Source organism: Mesorhizobium sp. M0678, from assembly GCF_040320505.1.
Lineage (GTDB): Bacteria > Pseudomonadota > Alphaproteobacteria > Rhizobiales > Rhizobiaceae > Mesorhizobium.
In genome coordinates this window covers 592,444-613,841 of the sequence record NZ_JAMYPT010000002.1, presented here as the reverse complement: position 1 = coordinate 613,841, position 21,398 = coordinate 592,444, and the positions used below count along the sequence as shown (strand labels likewise).

Below are 21,398 nucleotides of genomic sequence, written 5' to 3'. Positions count from 1 at the left end.
CTCTATCCTGAAATCGTGGGGCGCGGGATAGGACCGCACCACATGTCTCATATGGTTTGGGCGGCGGTCTTTCGACCACCGCCCGGTCTCGATGGATGCCCGAACTCGAACGTTCGAGCTCAGAGCGTCCTGGTCACCATCTCGACGCGGAAGCACTCGATGACGTCACCGACGCGCATGTCCTCGTAGTTCTGGAAGGCCATGCCGCATTCCTGGCCGCCCGGAACTTCCGAAACCTCGTCCTTGAAGCGCTTCAGGGTCTTCAGCGTGCCTTCGTGGATGACGACGTTGTCGCGGATCAGGCGCACGCCCGCACCACGCTCGACCTTGCCTTCGGTGACACGGCAGCCGGCGATCTTGCCGACCTTGGTGATGTCGAAGATCTCGAGGATCTCGGCATTGCCGATGAAGGTCTCGCGACGCTCCGGCGAGAGCAGGCCGGAGAGCGCCGCCTTCACGTCATCCACGAGATTGTAGATGATGGAGTAGTAGCGGATCTCGATGCCTGCCGCGGCCGCTGCCGCACGCGCCTGCACATTGGCGCGAACGTTGAAGCCGATGATCGCGGCCCCCGAGGTCTCCGCCAGCGACACGTCGCTTTCGGTGATACCGCCGGCTCCCGCATGGACGATGCGCGCACGCACCTCGTCGGTGCCGAGATTGTCCAGCGCCGCGTTGATCGCCTCGATCGAACCCTGCACGTCGCCCTTGATAACCAGCGGGAATTCTTTCAGTCCGCTGGTCTGCAACTGCGACATCATCTGCTCCAGCGAACCGCGCTGGCCGGCATGCCTGGCAACCGCCTTCTCGCGTGCCAGACGCTGGCGGTATTCGGTGATCTCGCGGGCGCGGGCCTCGTTGTTGACCACGGCGAAGCGGTCGCCGGCCTGCGGCGTGCCTTGCAGGCCGAGCACCTCCACCGGCATTGCCGGCGGCGCTTCCTTGACCTGCTCGCCGCGATCATTGACGAGCGCGCGTACCCGGCCCCATTCGTTGCCGGCGACGAGAATGTCGCCCGGCATCAACGTGCCGGTCTGCACCAGCACGGTAGCGACTGGGCCGCGGCCCTTGTCGAGCTGGGCTTCGATGACCACGCCTTCGGCGGTGCGGTCCGGATTGGCCTTCAGGTCGAGGATTTCGGCCTGCAGCAGGATCGCTTCGAGCAACTTGTCGAGATTGATGCCCTTGGTCGCCGACACCTCGACATCCAGCACCTCACCGCCCATGGATTCGACGAACACCTCGTGGCGCAGCAGTTCCGAACGCACCTTCTGCGGGTCGGCGTCATGCTTGTCGATCTTGTTGATCGCCACAATGATCGGAACGCCGGCCGCCTTGGCGTGATTGATCGATTCGATCGTCTGCGGCATGACGCTGTCGTCAGCTGCCACCACGAGGATGGCGATATCGGTCGCCTGGGCACCGCGGGCACGCATCGCCGTGAAGGCGGCGTGGCCGGGCGTGTCGATGAAGGTAACCTTGTGACCGTTCTTCTCGACCTGATAGGCGCCGATATGCTGGGTAATGCCGCCGGCCTCGCCGGAGACGACGTTGGCATTGCGGATGGCATCGAGCAACGAGGTCTTGCCGTGATCGACATGACCCATGATCGTTACCACCGGCGGACGCGGCTGCAGGTCCTCGGGACGATCGGCGATGTTGAACAAGCCCTCTTCGATATCGGACTCGGCGACGCGGCGGACCGTGTGGCCAAATTCGGTGGCGACGAGTTCGGCCGTGTCGGCGTCGATGACGTCACCAGGCTTCAGGATCTGGCCCTGCTTCATGAAGAACTTGACCACGTCGACAGCGCGCTCGGACATGCGCTGCGCCAGCTCCTGGATGGTGATGGTTTCGGGCAGGATCACTTCACGCATGACTTTCTCGCGTGGCTCGTTATGCAACGCGCGCTTGAATTTCTCCTGACGGCGGCGCATCGACGAGAGCGAGCGGGCGCGCGCATCCTCGTCGGAAAGCGCCGAATTCAGCGTCAGCTTGCCGCGGCGGCGGTCTTCCTCGCCCTTGGTCGGTTTGGCCGGACGCGCCACTTCCGGCGTGACCAGACGGCGCACTGGTGCGCCGGCACCGGCCCGCTTCGGTTTGACCTCTTCCTCGTCATCGACTGTTGCCAGTTCGGCGGCGAGCGGCGCACGGCGGCGCGCCTCTTCCTCGGCACGGCGGCGGGATTCGGCCTCGGCTTGCAGCCGTGCCTCTTCCTCGGCCTGACGGCGAGCCGATTCCTCGCGCTCGCGGCGGCGGCGCTCTTCGTCCTCGCTGCGGCGCTTGGCTTCCTCGATGGCGCGCTGGCGATCCTCGACATCGCGGACCTTCGAGCCCTCGAGAGCCCGGCGGCGTGCTTCCATTTCCTGGCGCGACAACTCGTTCAGCACCATGCCGCCGCGTTCGACCGGCGGCGGAGGGGGAGGCGCCTTGGGAGCTTCCTGCACGGCGGGCGCTGCCGCGACCGGCTTCGGCGTGAAGACGGACACAGGCGCTGCCGCCGGCTCCGGCTTGTCGCCGGGCAGCGAGAACTTGCGCTTCTTGGTCTCGACGACCACCGACTTGGTGCGGCCGTGTGAGAAGTTCTGGCGCACCGTGCCCTGTTCCATACCGGGGCGCTTCAGCGTCAAGGTCTTCTTCGGCGTAACACTCAGCGTCTTGTCGTCGCCCGATTTCGTATCGCTCATTCCATATCCTCTGCGGCATCATCTTCGTCAGCAACGGCCGCAAGCATTGCCAGATCGTCCGGGGAACCGCCCCGATATCGGTCGAGCGCAACCATGCGCTTCTGGACCGCCCTGCCCGCGTCTCCCGCGAGAACGGCAGCATGTATCACATTTGTACCCCCCAATGCCAAGCTCAACTCGGCCTCGGAGAAAAGTTTGTAAGCGCGGATCGCAGGCCCGCCGAGGTGGACGGTTGCCCGTCGCGCCTGGCTTATCTTGCGGACGCCATCGTCGGAAGCCTCGGTCGCGTGGAGCACGAAAAGTGCAAGTCCGCCGCGCACGGCGCTCTCGACCTTGGTCGCTCCGAGCGCTATGGCGCCCGCCTTGCGGGCCAGGCCAAGCATGCCCAGAGCGGACCTGGAAAGCAGCGCGTCGACCATGCCGCCAAGATCGGCCGGCACGCTCACCTGCGCCTTAAAAGCACGGGCAAACAGGTTTTTGGCCGCTGCCTTTTCTATATGTAGGCGGTCGGCCGTCACCCAGCAACCGCGGCCGGGCAGGTTTCTCTTGATGTCCGGAACGACGGCCGAATCCGGGCCGACGACGAAACGGATCAGTTCATCCGGTTCGGCTTGCCTGCGGGTGACGATGCAGGTGCGATCGTTCATCTCGTCCAAGGGCGGGTTCGGTGCGATGCGGTTTCACCTCACGCACCGACGGTTTCGTCAGCCGGCACGCCCTCGGCGGCAAGCTCGTCTTCGGTGATCCAGCCAGCCTTCAGGCGAGCGGCCAGGACCATCTGCTCGGCATCGGCGCGTGATACGCCGTGGTTGGCGAGCACACCCGGGAATACCTTCGTCTCGCCGTCCTTGCGTTCCTTCCAACCGGTCAGGTCGTCGGCGGCGTAGCCGGCGAAATCCTCAATCGTCTTCACGCCGTCCTCGCCGAGCGTCACCATCATGGCGGTGGTGATGCCGGGAATCTCGCGCAGCTCGTCCTTGACGCCGAGCGCCTTGCGCTTCTCGTCATGCTCGGCTTCGATCTTCTCCAGATATTCGCGGGCGCGAGTCTGGATTTCCGAAGCCGTGTCCTCGTCGAAGCCGTCGATCGACGCGATTTCGCCGGAGTCGACATACGCGACCTCCTCGACGCTGGTGAAGCCTTCAGAAGCGAGCACCTGGCCGACCATCTCGTCGACGTCGAGGGCTTCCATGAACAGCGACGACCGTTCGACGAATTCCTTCTGGCGGCGTTCGCTCTCTTCCTGCTCGGTCAGGATGTCGATATCCCAGCCGGTCAGCTGCGAGGCAAGACGGACGTTCTGGCCGCGGCGGCCGATGGCCAGCGACAGCTGATCGTCGGGAACGACGACCTCGATGCGCTCGGCATCCTCGTCGAGCACGACCTTGGCGACTTCCGCCGGCTGCAATGCATTGACAATGAAGGACGCCGCCGATGGCGACCACGGAATGATGTCGATCTTCTCGCCCTGCAATTCACCGACGACCGCCTGGACGCGGCTGCCGCGCATACCGACGCAGGCACCGACCGGATCGATGGAGCTGTCGCGCGAGATGACAGCGATCTTGGCGCGCGAACCCGGATCGCGGGCGACCGACTTGATCTCGATGATGCCGTCGTAGATTTCCGGCACTTCCATGGTGAACAGCTTCGCCATGAACTGCGGATGGGTGCGCGACAGGAATATCTGCGGGCCGCGCTGTTCGCGGCGTACGTCATAGACATAGGCACGGACGCGATCGCCATACTTGTAGTTTTCGCGCGGAATCAGCTCGTCGCGGCGGATGATCGCTTCGCCGCGGCCGAGATCGACGATGACGTTGCCGTATTCGACGCGCTTGACGGTACCGTTGACGATCTCGCCGATACGGTCCTTGTATTCATCATATTGCCGGTCGCGCTCGGCCTCGCGCACCTTCTGCACGATGACCTGCTTGGCGGACTGGGCGGCGATGCGGCCAAAATCCATCGGCGGTAGCTGTTCGGCAATGAAATCGCCGAGCTGGGCGTCCGGATTGCGCTCGCGCGCCGAGGAAATGGCAATCTGCGTCGCGTAGTCATCGACCTTCTCGACCACTTCCATCAGCCGCTGCAGCTTCATCTCGCCGGTGTTGGCATTGATGTCGGCGCGGATATTGGTTTCCTGGCCGTAGCGCGAGCGCGCGGCCTTCTGGATCGCATCGGCCATGGCGGCGATGACGATCGACTTGTCGATCGACTTTTCACGCGCGACCGCATCGGCGATCTGCAGCAGTTCAAGCCTGTTGGCGCTTACAACCATCTTCTTTCTCCCGAGCTTGTTGCCGACCCTTACGGCCGGCAGCCCAATCACATTTCCTGTTCGGTTTCGTCTTCCGCACCCTCTGGTGCGTCTTCGGGTTCGCCGCGGCGTTTCCTGGCTTCCTTGCGCGCCCGATTGTCCTTCGAGAGCGCATCGCGGATAAGGTCGTCGGTCAGAATCAGCCGCGCTTCGGCAATCGCATCGTAGGGAACACGTACCGTCGGCTCCTCGCCGTAAGCGGCCTTGTCACGCTCGATCAGCACACCGTCCGCGTCGCTTTCGGCGATCTTGCCCTTGAAGCGCTTACGGTCGGCGACGAGAACCGATGTTTCCATCTTCACCAGATGGCCGGTCCAGGCTGCAAAGTCCGATTTGCGGACCAGCGGCCGGTCGATGCCCGGCGACGACACTTCGAGATGATAAGCCTTCTCGATCGGATCATCGACATCGAGCGCCGGCGACACCGCCCGGCTGACCTCTTCACAATCCTCGACCGTCATGGTGCCGTCTTCGCGCTCGGCCATGATCTGCAGCGTCAGCCCGTTCTGGCCCGACAGGTGCACACGTACCAAGCGGAAACCAATGGCGCGCAGTACCGGCTGAACGATCAGCGCGATGCGCGCATCGATGCCGCTTTCGCGGATGATGCGGTCGTCGCCTTCGCTTGCCGTCACTGTCATTCGGTCCTGTCACTCGATTTCTGTTGGTCGGCAGGTAATAAAAAAGAGCGGGACCGGGTGGACCCACTCTTCGTCACAGCGACCAAGAATTTGAAGCTGATATAGACGATCGTGGTCCTCGTTTCAAGCCCGTCCTGCATGACGGCAAGGCTCCGAGTCCGCAGCGCTGCGCCAAATGCATGGCGCCCGTGCATTGATCCCCCTTTGAGCACCGGCCACGCACGACTATCTATGTTGCATTGCACAATTGGAGCGCTCACTGCGCTCAAAAGGGTACCATCATGAACAATCGTGGATTTTTTTCAGCCATAGGCGATGTCTTTAGCGTGTTCGGCAGCGCCGTAGCCGCGTCCCGGGCTGTGGAAAGCGGTCGCAAGCCGCGTGCGCATGATCTGCGCAATCTCGGCATGGAGCCGGCAGCCTTCGACAAGATCCGTCGCTTCTGAGCCAAGTGAGCGCCGAGAGCCTTCGGCCCGCTCGCCTTGTGCTCAGCTCTACTTTCCCGCTTATTTCCGCACGAAGGTGAGATAGGCGGGCCGTCGGCCTTCGCGAATGGCCTTGGCCTCATAGCGCGTCCCCGGCCAGCCATCATAGGGCCGGTGCCAGTCGGCTGCTTCGCTTGCCTGCCACGTGAAGGCGTCGTGCGCCCGACAATGCAGGAGCGTCCAGTTCACATAGCTATCGATATCGGACGCAAAGTGGAACTTTCCGCCGTGCTTCAGGACGCGCGCGAAGCGGTCGAGATTGACCGGGCTGACGAAGCGCCGCTTCCAGTGCTTCTTCTTCGGCCACGGATCCGGATAGAGAAGGTCAATGCCGTCAAGCGAAGCCTGCGGCAGCCAGTCCAGCAGACGTGTGGCGTCGTCGTCATAGACGCGCAGATTGGCAAGCGGCCGCTCCCGGACCGCCATCATCATCTTGGCCATGCCGTTGACGAAAGGCTCGACGCCGATAAAGCCGGTCGCCTGGCTGGCCGTAGCACGGTGCAGAAGATGTTCGCCGCCGCCAAAACCGATTTCGAGCTGGACAGCCGAAACTTCGGCTTCGAAAAGGCTGCGCAAGTCGGCCGGCGGTTCAACCGTCAGATCGAGCCTGTAGGCGGCGAAGCCGCTCTCCAGCGCCGCGGCCTGTTGTGGTCGAATGGTCTTGCCTCGCCGGCGACCGAAAAAGGCCTCGGTCGCACGGCTTGGCCGGTCCTTCGGATCCATAGGCGCCGCGGTTAGGCGGCGACTGCTTCGGCGACCGGTTCGGCGAGAGCGTCCTTGAGAGCCTTGGCGAGATCGGTCTTCTCCCAGGAGAAGGATCCGTCGCGGCCGGCCTTGCGGCCAAAATGGCCGTAGGACGACGTCTTGGCATAGATCGGCTTGTTGAGATCGAGGTGGCGGCGGATGCCGGACGGCGACAGGTCCATCACGGCGCGCAGTGCACGCTCGAGTTTTGCCTCGTCGACCTTGCCGGTGCCGTGCAGGTCGACGTAGATCGACAGCGGCTGGGCGACACCGATCGCATAGGAAAGCTGGATGGTGCAGCGATCGGCGAGCTTTGCGGCAACCACGTTCTTGGCGAGATAACGCGCCGCATAGGCCGCCGAGCGGTCGACCTTGGTGGTGTCCTTGCCAGAAAAAGCGCCGCCGCCATGAGGCGCAGCCCCACCATAAGTGTCGACGATGATCTTGCGGCCGGTCAGGCCGGCGTCGCCATCAGGCCCGCCGATGACGAACTTGCCAGTCGGATTGATGTACCAATTGCAATTGTCGGCAATCTTCAGGTCGCCCAGTGCTTCGCGAATATAGGGCTCGACGACGTTGCGCACCTTCTTCGAATCCCACGTCTCATCGAGATGCTGGGTCGACAGCACGATCTGCGTCACTTCCGCCGCTTTGCCGTCGACATAGCGGACGGTGACCTGGCTCTTGGCATCCGGCCCGAGCCTGCCGGCATCACCGCTGCCTTCATGGCGCGCAGCCGCCAGCAATTCGAGGATCTTGTGGCTGTAATAGATCGGCGCCGGCATCAGGTCCGGGGTTTCGCGGCAGGCATAGCCAAACATGATGCCCTGGTCGCCGGCTCCCTCCTCGCCTTGCCGGTCGGAGGCGTTGTCGACGCCTTGGCCGATATCCGGCGACTGGCCGTGCAGCAGGACCTCGATCTTGGCTGTCTTCCAGTGGAAGCCGGCCTGCTCGTAGCCGATTTCGCGGATCGCCTTGCGAGCGACCGACTTGAACTTGGCCGGGTTGACAATCGGATGGCCGGCCGCATCCTTCAGGACGTTGCCCTCCTTGTCCTTCTTGAGCAGCGTCTCGGGGACGCGCACCTCGCCGGCGATGACAACGCGATTGGTCGTCGCAAGCGTCTCGCAGGCAACGCGGACCTTCCATGGGTCCATGCCGGTCTTTCTGGCTTCGCGATAGACGAGATCGACAATCTCGTCGGAGATGCGGTCGCAGACCTTGTCGGGATGGCCCTCGGCAACGGATTCCGAGGTGAAGAAGTAATTGTGCCGCGTCACGGGTGTCCCCTCTTGAAAAAAATATCGGCAGGCCGCCGATTTTGGCGCGCCAGTTGTTAACGGTGCCGGGCGTCGCTCGTCAAGCCATGCAGCCGTTCTGGCATGAATTTTGACGTTATTATCTTTGCATCCCGAGATGGCGGCAGGGCGCACTGCGATCAGCCCTTGCACCAACAGACTGAGGAAAACGGCTTCGAGGAAGCGTGTCGAGCGAAATCGATCTGCGCTTCAGCGCATCTGCGGAATGAACATCCCTCAATGGCGCAGCCGCGAGAAATTGCATGCCCAGCTACGACGACCCCTTCCTTGTTGAACTCTTCACGGGCCAGTCAATCGACTTCGTCGGTGGAAAGCGACTTCACCAGCTCGATGATCTTGCGGCGCACTTTCACGTCGGCGATCTTGACGAAGGCGCGATTCAGCTGGAGGCCTTCCGGGCTGCCGCAGAATTCGACGGCGGAGGTCATCGAAGCATCCTCGGCAAATCCACGGTTGCCCACGGGCTCCTGACCGGGCGCATCCTCGAAAAAGAAGGCGACGGGGACGCCGAGTATGGAGGCGATTGCCTGCAAACGGCTGGCGCCCACGCGATTGGTGCCCTTTTCGTACTTTTGGATCTGCTGGAACGTTATGCCGAGGTTTTCACCCAGTTTTTCCTGGCTCATTCCCAGCATATTGCGGCGAAGCCGGATGCGGCTTCCGACGTGGATGTCGATCGGATTCGGCTTTTTCTTGTTTTCTTCTGTCATTTTTTCCTCGCCGAATTTTTCCGGCTTTTTCTATTTTGCTGCCCAAACGACGCCGCGGCCCGTGCCCCAACAGAACGACCTTATCGACTTCGAAAATTTTCAGGCGCTTACAGTATGAGTTTCTAATGTGTCGGCTGTCAATTCGCCCGTAGCCTTTGCCTTACGTTCAAAATGCATGCCGTAACGGCAAGCAAAAACATGATCAGCATTCCGTTAATGCGTCGTTGGCCGGAGGAAACGACGGCTTGGTTGGAGATCGGCACACGCACATCGATCGCGCCGCGTGCATCGATTGCCAGCGCGTCGACGATGCGACCGCGCGGGTCGACAACGGCCGAAATGCCGTTATTAGCCGCGCGCAACAGGGGCACCCCATTCTCCACCGCCCGGATCTGCGCCTGCCTGAAGTGCTGGTACGGCCCCGGCGTGTCGCCGAACCAGGCGTCATTGGTGACGTTCACAATAAGCTCGGCTGACGTTGCGTCAACTGCGACCAGATCGGGAAAGATGACCTCATAGCAAATAAACGGCAGCGCCCGGATACCGCCGGGCAGCGCGATCGGATGCCGCTCATTGCCCGCCGCGAAGGTCATTGGACCGGCAACAAGCTGCTCAAGCCCGAAGCGGCCGAGCAGATCGGCGAAAGGCAGGTATTCGCCGAAGGGTACCAGGTGGACCTTGTCGACGGCATCGACGATTTCGCCCCTTTCGTCGATCGCCACCACAGAGTTGTAGTAACGGCTGCCGGCCGCCGAGCCGCCTTCCTCGCGAACGACGCCGGCGACCAGCATCTGGCCATCGCCAAGCATCTCTCCGATCGCAGGCAGGGCATCCGGACGTTCGGTGAACAGAAACGGCACGGACGTCTCCGGCCACAGGATCAATTGCGGCCTGTCATGGCCGGGTTCCGGCGCCTTGGCCGAAAGCCCCATCATGGTGGCGAAGATACGGTCACGCACCGAGGTATCCCATTTTTCCGTAAGGTCGACGGCAGGCTGCACGATACGGACGTCAAGGCTGCGGGCGGCCGGCTTTTCGGGGGCGGCGAGCCGGATATAGCCGAAGCCGGCATGGGCGGCGACGAGAACGACAAGCAATGCCGCGCCGAGGCGGAGATGCCGGCGGGCCGCAAGCAGCGCCGGCAGCGCAAAGACGAAGACCGCAAGCGCGTCCATGCCGACCATGCCGGTCACCGATACGCTCTGCATCAGCAAAGGCACCGGCATCGCCGCATAGCCGACGGCATTCCACGGAAAGCCGGTGAACAGGAAGCCGCGCAGCCATTCCGCCAGCGCAAAGCCGAAGGCGAGCGCGGCGATGCGCCCGATGTCGTTGCTCCACAACAGCCGGGCAACCACGGCAGCGAAACCGTAAAAGAGGGCCAGCGCGAGGGGGATGCCGACCACAGCGAACGGCAAGGCCCAGGCGAAGCTGTCGGCCTCGACCAGAAGCGCCGAGCCGACCCACCAGAGACCGGCAAGAAAGTAGCCGAAACCGAACCACCAGCCGATGGCGAAAGCCGGCAGCAAGCGCCGCAGAAAACCGTCCGAGGCTTCGCCGGTCGCGCCGTCGAGTAGCCACACCAGCAGGGGAAACGAAACGAAACAGACGGCGAAGAAATCGTACGGCGCCTGGGCAAGAACCGCCAGCGCGCCGGCAAAAAACGCAACCAGCGCGCGCCGCCAGCCCCAAAGCAGAATTATCCGGCCGGCCTGGCGCTCCATCTATGCTTCCGAGTCGTGCGAATCAGGAAGCAAGATTTATCAGGCCGCGGCCTTGGCTCCAAACCGGATAAGAGCGAACAAGTCCGCTCATAGCTATCGATGCCAGCCTTCGATCTTCAGTCCGCCCAGCCGCTCAGCCTCTTCGCGTGGGACGGAGCGGACAGTCTGGGAAAAGGTCCAGATATGGCCTTCAGGATCGCGCGCCCTGTACTGCCGTTCACCGTAGAGCTGGTCGGCAGGCCCCTCGACGATCTCGGCTCCCGCCGCCCTTGCACGATCGCAGTGGGCATCTATCCCGTCCTTGAGACGTACATAGACCGACTGCGTGTTCTTGCCTGCAATTGAAGCCGGGCTGGCTATATGGTCGGCCCATTCGGAATCGACGATGATATAGCCGTCGCCGAACCGCATCTCGGAATGGACGAGCCTGCCATTGGCATCGCTGACCACCATGCTCGGCTCGAAGCCGAAAGCCTTTTCAAGCCATGTCAATGCGGCCCGCGGATTCTGGTAGAAGACACCCGAGCCCAAGGTTGAGTGCTTGAACGGGTCCTCAACCGGCATCGGGCAAGCCGCGTCCTTCAAGCCTGCTCGGTGCGGACGGCGCGGCGGCGGCGCTCGCCCTTCAGGGTCTCGACGATGCGCACGCGCTTGACGCGGCGTGGGTCGGCGTCGAGCACATGAAACTCGAAGCCGGGTATGGCCTGCACCACTTCGCCGCGCGCCGGCACCCGGCCAAGCGTGTTGAAGATCATGCCGCCGATCGTGTCGACATATTCGCCGTGCTCGCCGGCGGCGAAATCCTCGCCGATCATCTTGGCGACGTCGTCGATCTCGGCCTTGCCGTCGACGATGAAGACGCCTTCGCCGGCCTGGGTAATCATCGGCTCGTCCTCGTCATGCTCGTCCTCGATGTCGCCGACCACCATCTCGACGATGTCCTCGAGCGAGACGAGACCGTCAGTACCGCCATATTCGTCGATGACCAAAGCCATCTGGGTCCGCGTCGTCTGCATCCGCCCCATCAGGTCGGAGGCGAGCATCGACGGCGGCACGAACAGCACCGGTCGGATCAGGTTGAGATCGCCGATGGTGCGCGCCAGATCGACCTGAGCGAGATCGAGAACCGTCGCGACCGGAGTTTTCCTTGTCGTCCTGCCCTTTCTGACGCGGGCGACCTTGGTGATGTGCGCCAGCACGTCGCGGATATGAACCATGCCGCGCGGATCGTCGAGCGTCTCCGAATAGACCGGCATGCGGGAATGGCCGGACTGCTCGAACAGCCCCAGAAGATCACCCAGCTTCGTGGTGATCTCGACCGCCTCGATGTCGGCGCGCGGCACCATGACGTCCTCGACGCGCACTTCGCGCAGGCGCAGGATGTTGTTGAGCATGGCGCGTTCGCCAGGCGAGAAGGATTCTGCATCGCTCGCCGTTTCGGCAAGCGCACCGGCAATCTCCTCGCGCAGGCTGGTGCCGTTGCGGTGCCTGAAAAGCCCGAGCACGCGATCAAACAGGGAAGGACCGGCAGGCGATGCCTCGCTGGCGAAGCTGCCGGTCGAGGTACTCGGACTCGAGCCCTCTTCCGTCGTTTCGGAAGGCTTGATCACACTGCCGGCGTCGGAGCGGGCGGCAGTCTCTGGTTTGTCGTTCATCATCGTCCGGTCAATTGGTCTTTTGTAATTACGTGTAGGGATCGGGAATGGCAAGCCTCGCAAGTGCTGCGCGCTCTGTCGCTTCCATCAGTTCCGCTTCGGCATCGGTTTCGTGATCATAGCCCAGCAAATGCAGCAGGCCATGGATGACGAGATGGGAGATATGGTCCTCGATGGGCTTGTCTTCCAGTGCCGCCTCGCGCGCGACAGTCTCGGCGGCCAGCACGATGTCGCCGAGCATCGGCGGCAGAGGCCCGCCCCTGGCAAACGGAAAAGCCGGAAAAGACAGGACGTTGGTCGGCTTGTCCTTGCCGCGCCAGCCGGCATTGAGCGTACGGATATGGGCATCGTCGGAAAAGACGATGCTGAGCTCGGAACGGCCGTCGGCACCGGTTTCGGCAAAGCCGGCCGAGACGGCGTGGTCGACCAGCTGCGTCAGCGTCGTCTCGTCGGGCCAGTCGCCCGCCTCGATCGCGATGTCGATCTCGACGGGAAGCGGCCCCCCCGCCTTTTGCTCCTCAGCCATGCGGCCGCATAATCATATCAGCTTTCGACACCCAGGCCCCTGGCCAGCTTGCCGTCGCGGTCATAGGCCTTGACGATCTCGGCGACCAGCGGATGCCTGACGACGTCGCCTTCGTTGAAGCGGACCGTCACCATGCCGGTGACGCCGTCGAGGATTCTCAGCGCCTCGACCAGGCCGGACTTGGTGTTTGGCGGCAGATCGATCTGGGTCGGATCACCGGTGACGATCATGCGCGAGTTCTCGCCGAGGCGGGTCAGGAACATCTTCATCTGCATCGGCGTAGTGTTCTGCGCCTCGTCGAGTATGACGGCAGCGTGCGCCAGCGTACGGCCGCGCATGAACGCCAGCGGCGCGATCTCGATGACCTCGGCGGCAATCGCCCGCTCGACCTTGTCGGCCGGCATCATGTCGTAGAGCGCGTCATAGAGCGGCCGCAGATAGGGATCGACCTTCTCCTTCATGTCACCCGGCAGAAAGCCAAGCCGTTCGCCCGCCTCGACCGCGGGGCGCGACAGCACGATGCGTTCGACCATGCCGCGTTCGAGCAGCATTGCCGCATGCGCCACCGCCAGATAGGTCTTTCCGGTGCCGGCCGGGCCGATGCCGAAGACGAGTTCCGACCGCTCCAGCGCGCGCATGTAGGCGTCCTGGTTGAGCGAGCGGGCATAGATGGTCTTCTTGCGCGTCGATATCTGGGCGGCGGACACCTTGCCCTTGCGCTCCAGCGTCGGCAGCGTCAGCTGGTCGTCGCTGGCGATCGCCATGCGCACGGCGCCGTCGACATCGGACTGGCCGATGTCGGTGCCTTTCTGCAGAATGCCGTAAAGATTGTCCAAGGCGCGGCGTGCCTGCTCGGCGGCCGAGGAAGAGCCCTTGATGGTCAATTGATTGCCGCGCGAGCGGATATCGACGCCGAGCTTCTGCTCGAGTCGGGCCAGATTCTCGTCGAACTGGCCGTAAAGGGCGCTGGCAAGCTTGTTGTTGTCGAAAGTCAGTACGATGTGCGCGATATCCGAGGCCCCCGAGGGTAGGTTCTGGGGCAGGTTCTTCACTTCAGCAGCGCTCAACCGTCTCTCCTCATCTGCCGAGACCTTCAGGCCAATTCGGCGAACAGGCTGTTGTAGCCCGTCTTCGTGATTCGTACCTGGATAATGTCACCGATTTCGCCGGCCTTTTCATCAACAATAACCGGCTGCAGCCAGGGCGAGCGGCCAACCTTCTGGCCGGCCTGGCGGCCCGGCTTTTCGATCAGCGTGTCGATGGTCCTGCCGACCAGGCTGGTGCCGAAATCCTGCTGCTGTTTCAGCAGCAGCGCCTGCAGCCGCTGCAGGCGCTCGTCCTTGACGGCCTCCGGCACGTGATCGCTCATCTCGGCGCCCGGCGTGCCGGGGCGCGGCGAATATTTGAACGAAAAGGCCGAGGCATAGTTGACGTCTTCGACCAACTGCATGGTCGCCTCGAAATCCGCTTCCGTCTCACCGGGAAAGCCGACAATAAAATCGCCGGACAGTGCGATGTCGTTCCGTGCGGCACGGATGCGGTCGATCAACGTCAGATAGTCCTTGGCCATATGCCTGCGGTTCATCGCCTTGAGTATGCGGTCGGAGCCGGACTGCACCGGTAAATGTAGATAGGGCATCAGCGTCGGCAAATCACGATGGGCGGCGATCAATTCATCCTCCATGTCGCGCGGATGACTGGTCGTGTAGCGCAGCCGCGCCAGGCCTGGAATCTCGGCCAGCCTGAACAGCAGTCGGCCAAGGCCCCATTCCCCGCCGTTTTCGCCTCTTCCATGCCAGGCATTGACGTTCTGGCCGAGCAGCGTCAGCTCGCGCACGCCGGCATCCGCCAGGCGCTCGGCCTCGGCGACGATCTGTGCCACCGGCCGCGAGACTTCCGAGCCGCGCGTATAGGGCACGACACAGAAGGTGCAGAACTTGTCGCAGCCTTCCTGAACGGTCAAGAACGCCGTCACGCCGCGCCTGATCAGTTCGGCGCGCTTCGGCTGCGGCAGATACTCGAACTTGTCCTCGACGGCATAGTCGGTCTCGACGATCTTTTCGCCGCCACGCGCCCTCGCCAGCACACCGGGCAGCCGGTGGTAGGTCTGCGGGCCGATGACCAGGTCGACGGCCGGCGAGCGGCGGATGATCTCGGCACCCTCGGCCTGCGCCACGCAGCCGGCGACGCCGACCAGCATTTCGCGCCCGGCCTTTGCACGCTCGGCCTTCAACTCACGGATGCGCCCAAGTTCGGAATAGACCTTTTCCGCCGCTTTCTCGCGGATGTGGCAGGTGTTGAGCAGCACCAGATCGGCCTCGCCGATAGCGTCTGTCGCGGCATAGCCGTCGGCCGCCAGCGCATCGGTCATACGCTGCGAATCGTAAACATTCATCTGGCAGCCATAGGTCTTGACGAAGACCTTTCTGGTCGCGGCAGGCGGAACGACCAGGTCTTCGGCGGCAACGCCGATGTCGTCGCGTTCTATCGTGTTCAATTCCATTTCGCGGCTTCTAGCGCCTTTCCCCGACAAAAAACAGACGAATCTGGCCGGAACCTGCGCAGCCTACCGGCTCGGACGCGGTTCGGCGAGCGCCGCTTGTACCATCTCGCGTACCTGGCGTTCCATCTGCTTTGCCGTCTCCTTGCGGCTGGAGCCCTTGGAGAAAGCAATCGCCTCGCCAAAATGCACCTCGACGTCGAGGGCGCCCTCGGCCATCAGCACCTTGAGGTGCGGCATCAGCTCCTCGTCGCCGATCCAGGCGGCAACCGGCCGATGCCGGCGGCCGAGCGGCACGCCATGCAGGCGCGTATAGACGATCGCCACCGGCTGGATGAAGACCTGTTCGGCCGCCCCTTCCGCAATCGCCATTGTAGCGGCGCCGAACAGCGTGCTCTTGAACGGCAGGATCATGTTGCCGTCGCCGGTCGAGCCTTCGGCGAACAGCACCATGGCGTCGCCCTTGGCCATGCGGCCGGCGATCTCGCTCGCCTGGTCGCCCGACGAACGCTTGCGCTCACGTTCGATGAATACCGTGCGCTGCAGCTTCGACAGCATGCCGATCAACGGCCAGCCGGCCATATCGGCCCTGGCGATGAACGTCACGTCGACCATCGACCCCAGCACCATGATGTCGGTCCAGGAGATGTGGTTGGACGCAACCAGCAATGGGCGTTGTTCGGACAGAGTCCCCTTGACATGGATGCGCAGCCCCAGCGTCCTGACGATCATCCTGTGCCAGATTTTCAGGATGAAGGTCTCGCGCCAGAGCCCGGTCCGCATCGACAATATCTGCAGCGGCACAAGCACCAGCGAGCCGACGACAACCAGCCCCAGGGCCAGGAAAATCCTGATTTTTCCGATCATCCGCACCACCCCGGCGTTTGGCTAGCGAAGATCGCGGCGCATGACAAGCGCGCCGGTCGGGCCGTGCTCCGGCGACTTGTAATAGTTGGCGCGCTTGCCGACCTCGCGGAAGCCGAACCGCCGGTAGAGCGCGATCGCGGCGACATTGGTCTCGTCGACCTCGAGGAAAAGCGCCTCGGCGCGCTGTGCGTGCAGTTCGCGCAGCACCGCATCCATCAATTGCCAGCCGAGCCCCCGGCGCCGATGCGAGCGTGCCACCGCGACCGTCAGGATCTCGCCCTCGCCGGCCGCGAGCCGCGCCAGCACGAAGCCGACCGGCGGCTTGGCACCCTGTCCGGTCTCGCGCGCGGCATAGCCGAACACCGTGTCCTGCTCGAGCAGCGCGGCGAATTCGTCGTCGGTCCACGGCCGCGCGAAATCCTCGCGATGCAGCACCGACATGGCCGCGCTATCGGCAACCGTCAACGGCTCGAGCGCATAGTCCCTGCGGCGCGACTGGAGGAAAGGAATGCGCATCAGGACTTGTTTCCGTTTGGACCATGATCTTTTCCCAAAACCGGTTTCCACTTTTTGGGATCATGGTCTTGCCTCGATAGAATAAAGCCTGCCTGAGGCTTTGCGTCGGCGCCGCGCAGATAGAGTGGTTTCGGCTTTTCGCCCTCGCCCTTTTTACCGGCACGTTGGGCGGCGGCCAGCCGGGCATAGACGGCGATGTCGGCGGTGGCCGCTGTCGCGCCGACGTCGAAGGCGCGCCCGGCCGAGGCGGCAATTTGCGTTGCCGCCGTACCGGCCAGAACCGCGGAGCTGTCAACCGCCTTGGCGGCGGCTTGCGAGAGCGTGGTCACCGAGGGACCGTAAATCAAAACGGATGCTTCATCGTAAAGTGCCGCATGGATCTCCTCGCGACCTGCATCGAGCGCGGCGAGCACGGCGCGACCGGGAAATGCCGCTCTCGCTTGCGCCGCCAGGGCCTCCAGAGTCGTCACGCCGATCGCCGGGATTTTCAGCGCCAGCGCAAGGCCGCGCGCCGCCGAGACGCCGACGCGCAGACCGGTGAAGGAGCCCGGACCCGTCGAAACGGCAATGGCGCCGAGGCCGGAATAGTCGGTTCTGCTGGTCCCCAACGCCTTTTCGATGACACCCATCAGATGCTCGGCATGACCCTTACCGAGATCGAGCACCGAACGGCCGAGTTCTTTCCCGGCCGCCGCGTCGTAGACGCAGGCGGCGCAGAGATTGGCGGCACAGTCGATGGCAAGCAATTTCATGAAGCGGCCGGTTGAGACAGTTTCGAAAACAACTTCCCTCTGCCCGCCAGGGCTGATCCCCGCAAGGGAATAATGGATAAATCGTCAGGCGACTTGGCTTCGGCGCGGGTCCAAGAATGTAAGTTCCAACGCACGCAATCGCCACAATAGGTATCGGGACTAGCCGATCTGCTCGATACGCAGCACGTGATTGTCCCAGACATAGTCCGGCTCGGAACGTATCGAGCCACCGGACTCGACGATATCGCCGGCGCCGGTCGTCGCCATGAAGCTTTCCCCATCGGCTGCAACGCCGCAAACCTCGACCAGCGCCTTGGTGGCGACGATGCGGCCGCTGGCCGCGTCGATCACGGCAAGCGAATTGCCCTCAGGCGAAGACACGGCGATGGTGCCGGCGGCAGGGTTGGCGGCGACCGAGCCGATATAATTCCTGAAGCCGGAGAGCACATCCTGCGACATATCGAGCAATTGCAAGTCCTTGCCGCGCGGCGCGCGGCCAACCAGCGGGGGACGATCGGTACCCGGCCCCCTGTACTGGCAGCCGAACCAGACGGTGCCGGACCGGTCGGCATCCATATGGCGGATCGACAATTGGTGCAGCGCCGGCGGCAATTCGTGCTTTTCGGTGAGATCTCCGGTAAGGCGGTCGACCAGAACGTAGGAAGGCTTCATCGTTGCGATGTTGAGCTCGGCGCGGCCATAATCCGGATGCGTCTCGATGCCGCCATTGGCCACAGCAATCGTCCTGCCGTCGGAAAGCAGCAACAGCTCGTGCGGGCCTGTGCCGTAGGTCGGGAACTCGCCGATGCGCTTGAATTTCGCATGCGCGTCATAGACGCCGACGACGCCGGCGGCATTGTCGAAATCGTTCTCGGTTGCGTAGAGCAGCGTGCCATCGGCCGAGAACACGCCATGGCCGAAGAAATGCCGGCCGGCAACGCTGGCAATGGTGCGCGGTTCACCGCGGCCGGTATGGTCGAAGACGACAGCAAAGGTGCCCGGCTGCCTGGCAAACACCACCGAACGCTTGGACACCGGGTCGAAGGTAACGTCGTGACCCCGATCGGGCAGATCGATCGTGTGCAACAACTTGCCGGCCTCGGACAGGACGGCCGCGCCATAGCTGCCGTCGCGCTTGACGAAAGCGGTGGCGAAGACCGCGTCGGCGTCGAGTGTCTTTGCCCAGGCCGACGGCGCCATCGCCGCTACGAAACCAGCGCCGGCGGCCCTCAGGAAATCGCGCCGATCGATCAGCGGCGTCCTCATGATCAGTCGCCATCCAATGACGAGAACCCGGCGGTCAGGCCGAATTCGGCGGTCAGCCTGGTGCCGATCAGGGTCGTCAGGCTGGATGTCACCAGCGAGAAATAGTCGAGCTTCTGGCGCAGCGCCGGATCGGCAAGTGCCTTGTCGATCGGTCCCCTGATCGCCTTGGCCGCCTCGATCCCGTTGGTGAGCTGGATGTGGACCGATTCTGCCATCCAGCGCGCATCGGGCGGCAGCGCGTCGCCAAGCTGCGAGGCCTGGAACAGCGTGTCCATGCCGGCCAGATTCCCGGTCAGCGAGCGGGCGGTGTTTTGCGAGCGCCAATAGATCGCCTGTTTCGGTTTGTCGGCCTCCGGCTTGGCGCCCAGGAAGCCTTTCAGGCGTACGTCGCGGACCATTTCCAGCTCGTTGATGAAGACGCCGACCAGTTCGGTCACCGCTTCAGTTCCGTCGTGGTAGAGCGCGTTCTGCGGACCCGGATTGGCCCAGAGCGCGGCAAAGCCGTTGGGCTCGTTCCAGTCATCGCCAACCTCGCCGGCAATCGTCTCGACATTGCCGGCAATGGCCGCACCGTAGGCGCAGCGATAGGCGTCGTCCCTGCCGACCAATTGACCGGCTCCGTCGCCGTAGAGGACGAATTCCAGTGCGCCGAGCCCTTGCATGGCGACGCTCTTTGTAGCCAGCTGGGCCGGATCGGCGGCTGTCGGATCCTTGCCGGCAAGTGCCGCCTGCACCTGCTTCAGGCCGATGCTCTTGCGGTCCGGCCAAAACAGCATGCGCTCAAGCCGGTTGTTTTCCGCGATCGGCCCGAAACGGATGATTTCCACCACCGACCAGGCATCCACGACACCCGAGAATTCGGCGCGTGCCGCATCGAGATTGTCTCGCGAGGGCGCTTGGCAAAGCGCGTGCATGGTCTTGGCCAAGCTGTCCGCATGGTCATGCAGTCTGGCATAGGCCGGGCGGACGAAGCCGTCGATCGCCCGCTGGATCACATCCGAAGCCTTCACCGCCGCGGATGCCGGCAGCGCACCGGCGAGGACCAGCATCAGAGCGAATGCAAGACGCTTCCGCATCAGAGCGACTCCAGAAACTTGATCAGCGCGGCGCGGTCGGCCGCATCGGCAGCGGCAAAGCGGTCACGCGCCTTCTGGCCCTCGCCGCCATGCCACAGAATCGCCTCGGCCAGGCTTCGTGCGCGCCCGTCATGCAGGAAGAAGGTGTTGCCGCTGACGGTCTGGGTGAGCCCGATGCCCCACAGTGGCGGCGTGCGCCATTCGCTTCCCGTGGCCTCGCCCACCGCCTGTCCGTCGGCAAGGCCGGGTCCCATGTCATGCAGCAGGAAATCGGAATAAGGCCAGATCAGCTGGAAGGCCTGCGCCTTGTTCGGGGTGCCGCGACGGGTGACGAATTTCGGCGTATGGCAAGAGATGCAGCCCATATCGTAGAACAGTTTTTTGCCGGCGAGCACGTCCGGTCTGTCGAGATCGCGCCGGGCCGGCACGGCAAGGTTTTGCGAATAGAAGGTCACGAGGTCCATGACCGGCGGCGGCGCTTCGACCGGACCGAGGCGCTCCTGTACACCGTTAGGTTGGGCAAGGCAGGTCTTTTCCGCGGCGCTGCAATCGCCCCAGTGCTTCGGCACCTCAGGCGTCGAAATGCCGATATCGCCGGCAAAAGCGTCGGCCGATTGCTGGCGGATCGATGCCGCCTGCGCCTTCCAGCCGAAACGGCCGAGCGTCAGTTCACCGCTGCTGGCGTCGCGTATTATGTTTGGCCTGCCGGAAATCCCGTCACCATCGCGGTCGGCCGCATCGGCACGCGTAAGGATGTCGGCAGGAGCGATCTGCTCGACCAGGCCAAGGCCGATCATCGGCGGCGTCATGCGCGGCGACAGCGTGGTGTGTGGATCGAGCGCCCCGTAGGCGAGACCGTCGACCGAATAGCTCGGCTTGCGCAGCGACACGACGCTGCCGTCCGCCAGTTTTACTTTTTGCTCCTGATAATCGACATGCATCCTGCCTTCGCCCTGCAGGCCGGGAACGGCTAGCTCCTGAAGTTGTGTGCCATAGACCGGGTCGGGAAAGTTGAGCACCTTGTGATCGGCGAGCGCGGCTTTCTCCTCCTCGGTACTGGCTTCCCTTGCCAGGCGCAGGAACATCGAGGTGGTGCCGCTGTCGCCTTGGGGCGGATGGCCGCGGCCGTCCTTCAGATGACAGTTCTGGCAGGCGCGCTCGTTGAACAACGGGCCGAGCCCATCCGAGGCTTGTGTCGAGGATGGCGAGGACACCCAGTTCTTGCGGAAAATGGCGTTGCCGAGCTTGAAGGTACCCTCTTCCTCGAAGCTGATGTTGGCAGAGGATTGCGAGAAGGCGTCCTTGTTGACGTCCTTCTTCGAGGTGCCGGCGCCGCCCTGCATCAGCTCGAATTGCTCGGGCTTGGAGAAATCGCTGGTCGGCCTGGTGATGGCGATGACGCGCGCCAGATCCTTCGGCGTCAGATCCGTGCGGCTGGTGGCAAGCCCCGCCGGTTGCGGCGCCCCGGCCAGCGCCGAGGCTGTGAGCGTCGCCACCACGGCAAGAAAGGCGCCGCGAAGGATACCGTATCGCGGCTTCTTCTGAGGCGGCAGGCCACAATGCTCGGCCGGCCGCAAGCGGCGCATGAAATCTAGGGGGCGCCGCATTCC

General features: G+C 63.4%; 20 protein-coding genes. 1 reads left to right on the top strand and 19 read right to left on the bottom strand.

Annotated features, from left to right (window positions below):
- Positions 1–119: 119 nt before the first annotated feature.
- The 4 genes from infB to rimP are packed head-to-tail and all read right to left on the bottom strand — an operon-like array spanning position 120 to position 5,648.
- The gene (gene infB, locus NKI29_RS06300; RefSeq protein ID WP_352570339.1) at positions 120–2,687 is read right to left on the bottom strand and encodes a translation initiation factor IF-2; all 2,568 of its coding nucleotides are present in this window, start codon (positions 2,685–2,687) and stop codon (positions 120–122) included.
- Entirely contained in the window at positions 2,684–3,334 is a 651-nt protein-coding gene (locus NKI29_RS06295; protein ID WP_352455116.1) for an RNA-binding protein, read from the bottom strand. The genes infB and NKI29_RS06295 overlap by 4 nt, the downstream gene beginning before the upstream one ends.
- A 38-nt stretch (positions 3,335–3,372) precedes the next feature.
- A complete protein-coding gene (gene nusA / locus NKI29_RS06290) occupies positions 3,373–4,968 on the bottom strand; it encodes a transcription termination factor NusA (protein ID WP_023676901.1) in 1,596 nt (531 codons plus the stop codon).
- A 47-nt stretch (positions 4,969–5,015) separates the two neighbouring features.
- Positions 5,016–5,648, bottom strand: a complete 633-nt coding sequence (gene rimP, locus NKI29_RS06285) for a ribosome maturation factor RimP (protein WP_023676900.1) — start codon at positions 5,646–5,648, stop codon at positions 5,016–5,018.
- A 281-nt stretch (positions 5,649–5,929) separates the two neighbouring features.
- Here rimP and NKI29_RS06280 point away from each other — a divergent pair, with 281 nt between their 5' ends.
- On the top strand, positions 5,930–6,094 hold the full coding sequence (locus NKI29_RS06280) for a hypothetical protein (protein ID WP_352448601.1): 165 nt from the start codon (positions 5,930–5,932) through the stop codon (positions 6,092–6,094).
- 60 nt (positions 6,095–6,154) lie between these two features.
- On the opposite strand, the gene trmB is transcribed toward NKI29_RS06280, so the two are convergent.
- From trmB to NKI29_RS06205, 15 genes are all read right to left on the bottom strand, one after another.
- On the bottom strand, positions 6,155–6,856 hold the full coding sequence (gene trmB, locus NKI29_RS06275) for a tRNA (guanine(46)-N(7))-methyltransferase TrmB (RefSeq protein ID WP_352614602.1): 702 nt from the start codon (positions 6,854–6,856) through the stop codon (positions 6,155–6,157).
- An 11-nt stretch (positions 6,857–6,867) separates the two neighbouring features.
- Positions 6,868–8,157 (bottom strand): methionine adenosyltransferase, encoded by a 1,290-nt coding sequence (gene metK, locus NKI29_RS06270; RefSeq protein WP_023676896.1) that lies wholly within the window; start codon positions 8,155–8,157, stop codon positions 6,868–6,870.
- 329 nt (positions 8,158–8,486) lie between these two features.
- Positions 8,487–8,906, bottom strand: a complete 420-nt coding sequence (locus NKI29_RS06265; protein WP_023676895.1) for a helix-turn-helix domain-containing protein — start codon at positions 8,904–8,906, stop codon at positions 8,487–8,489.
- A 137-nt stretch (positions 8,907–9,043) separates the two neighbouring features.
- On the bottom strand, positions 9,044–10,630 hold the full coding sequence (gene lnt / locus NKI29_RS06260) for an apolipoprotein N-acyltransferase (protein ID WP_352570336.1): 1,587 nt from the start codon (positions 10,628–10,630) through the stop codon (positions 9,044–9,046).
- A 93-nt stretch (positions 10,631–10,723) separates the two neighbouring features.
- Entirely contained in the window at positions 10,724–11,194 is a 471-nt protein-coding gene (locus NKI29_RS06255; protein WP_352570334.1) for a VOC family protein, read from the bottom strand.
- A 17-nt stretch (positions 11,195–11,211) separates the two neighbouring features.
- Entirely contained in the window at positions 11,212–12,285 is a 1,074-nt protein-coding gene (locus tag NKI29_RS06250; protein ID WP_023676893.1) for a hemolysin family protein, read from the bottom strand.
- A gap of 28 nt (positions 12,286–12,313) precedes the next feature.
- A complete protein-coding gene (gene ybeY / locus NKI29_RS06245) occupies positions 12,314–12,811 on the bottom strand; it encodes an rRNA maturation RNase YbeY (protein ID WP_352795693.1) in 498 nt (165 codons plus the stop codon).
- A 17-nt stretch (positions 12,812–12,828) separates the two neighbouring features.
- Entirely contained in the window at positions 12,829–13,878 is a 1,050-nt protein-coding gene (locus tag NKI29_RS06240; protein ID WP_023676891.1) for a PhoH family protein, read from the bottom strand.
- Positions 13,879–13,904: 26 nt separating this feature from the next.
- The gene (gene miaB, locus NKI29_RS06235; RefSeq protein WP_352795692.1) at positions 13,905–15,314 is read right to left on the bottom strand and encodes a tRNA (N6-isopentenyl adenosine(37)-C2)-methylthiotransferase MiaB; all 1,410 of its coding nucleotides are present in this window, start codon (positions 15,312–15,314) and stop codon (positions 13,905–13,907) included.
- A 63-nt stretch (positions 15,315–15,377) separates the two neighbouring features.
- The gene (olsA, locus tag NKI29_RS06230; protein ID WP_023676889.1) at positions 15,378–16,178 is read right to left on the bottom strand and encodes a lyso-ornithine lipid O-acyltransferase; all 801 of its coding nucleotides are present in this window, start codon (positions 16,176–16,178) and stop codon (positions 15,378–15,380) included.
- A 21-nt stretch (positions 16,179–16,199) separates the two neighbouring features.
- Positions 16,200–16,694, bottom strand: a complete 495-nt coding sequence (gene rimI / locus NKI29_RS06225; RefSeq protein WP_023676888.1) for a ribosomal protein S18-alanine N-acetyltransferase — start codon at positions 16,692–16,694, stop codon at positions 16,200–16,202.
- The gene (gene tsaB / locus NKI29_RS06220; protein ID WP_023676887.1) at positions 16,694–17,446 is read right to left on the bottom strand and encodes a tRNA (adenosine(37)-N6)-threonylcarbamoyltransferase complex dimerization subunit type 1 TsaB; all 753 of its coding nucleotides are present in this window, start codon (positions 17,444–17,446) and stop codon (positions 16,694–16,696) included. The genes rimI and tsaB overlap by 1 nt, the downstream gene beginning before the upstream one ends.
- A 159-nt stretch (positions 17,447–17,605) precedes the next feature.
- Positions 17,606–18,712: a DUF1513 domain-containing protein gene (locus NKI29_RS06215; RefSeq protein WP_352795691.1), complete on the bottom strand. Its 1,107-nt coding sequence runs from the start codon at positions 18,710–18,712 to the stop codon at positions 17,606–17,608.
- A gap of 2 nt (positions 18,713–18,714) precedes the next feature.
- Positions 18,715–19,788 (bottom strand): imelysin family protein, encoded by a 1,074-nt coding sequence (locus NKI29_RS06210; RefSeq protein ID WP_352795689.1) that lies wholly within the window; start codon positions 19,786–19,788, stop codon positions 18,715–18,717.
- Positions 19,788–21,395 (bottom strand): di-heme oxidoreductase family protein, encoded by a 1,608-nt coding sequence (locus NKI29_RS06205; protein ID WP_352646426.1) that lies wholly within the window; start codon positions 21,393–21,395, stop codon positions 19,788–19,790. Before NKI29_RS06205 ends, NKI29_RS06210 begins: the two co-directional genes overlap by 1 nt.
- Positions 21,396–21,398: the final 3 nt, after the last annotated feature.

Coding starts and splice junctions, on each gene's coding strand:
- tsaB (WP_023676887.1), bottom strand. CDS start 17,446: ATGAAATTGCTTGCCATCGACTGTGCCGCCAATCTCTGCGCCGCCTGC.
- NKI29_RS06205 (WP_352646426.1), bottom strand. CDS start 21,395: ATGCGGCGCCCCCTAGATTTCATGCGCCGCTTGCGGCCGGCCGAGCAT.
- ybeY (WP_352795693.1), bottom strand. CDS start 12,811: ATGGCTGAGGAGCAAAAGGCGGGGGGGCCGCTTCCCGTCGAGATCGAC.
- NKI29_RS06255 (WP_352570334.1), bottom strand. CDS start 11,194: ATGCCGGTTGAGGACCCGTTCAAGCACTCAACCTTGGGCTCGGGTGTC.
- rimI (WP_023676888.1), bottom strand. CDS start 16,694: ATGCGCATTCCTTTCCTCCAGTCGCGCCGCAGGGACTATGCGCTCGAG.
- lnt (WP_352570336.1), bottom strand. CDS start 10,630: ATGGAGCGCCAGGCCGGCCGGATAATTCTGCTTTGGGGCTGGCGGCGC.
- NKI29_RS06250 (WP_023676893.1), bottom strand. CDS start 12,285: ATGAACGACAAACCAGAGACTGCCGCCCGCTCCGACGCCGGCAGTGTG.
- miaB (WP_352795692.1), bottom strand. CDS start 15,314: ATGGAATTGAACACGATAGAACGCGACGACATCGGCGTTGCCGCCGAA.
- NKI29_RS06280 (WP_352448601.1), top strand. CDS start 5,930: ATGAACAATCGTGGATTTTTTTCAGCCATAGGCGATGTCTTTAGCGTG.
- nusA (WP_023676901.1), bottom strand. CDS start 4,968: ATGGTTGTAAGCGCCAACAGGCTTGAACTGCTGCAGATCGCCGATGCG.
- NKI29_RS06210 (WP_352795689.1), bottom strand. CDS start 19,788: ATGCGGAAGCGTCTTGCATTCGCTCTGATGCTGGTCCTCGCCGGTGCG.
- infB (WP_352570339.1), bottom strand. CDS start 2,687: ATGAGCGATACGAAATCGGGCGACGACAAGACGCTGAGTGTTACGCCG.
- trmB (WP_352614602.1), bottom strand. CDS start 6,856: ATGGATCCGAAGGACCGGCCAAGCCGTGCGACCGAGGCCTTTTTCGGT.
- rimP (WP_023676900.1), bottom strand. CDS start 5,648: ATGACAGTGACGGCAAGCGAAGGCGACGACCGCATCATCCGCGAAAGC.
- NKI29_RS06265 (WP_023676895.1), bottom strand. CDS start 8,906: ATGACAGAAGAAAACAAGAAAAAGCCGAATCCGATCGACATCCACGTC.
- olsA (WP_023676889.1), bottom strand. CDS start 16,178: ATGATCGGAAAAATCAGGATTTTCCTGGCCCTGGGGCTGGTTGTCGTC.
- NKI29_RS06295 (WP_352455116.1), bottom strand. CDS start 3,334: ATGAACGATCGCACCTGCATCGTCACCCGCAGGCAAGCCGAACCGGAT.
- NKI29_RS06215 (WP_352795691.1), bottom strand. CDS start 18,712: ATGAGGACGCCGCTGATCGATCGGCGCGATTTCCTGAGGGCCGCCGGC.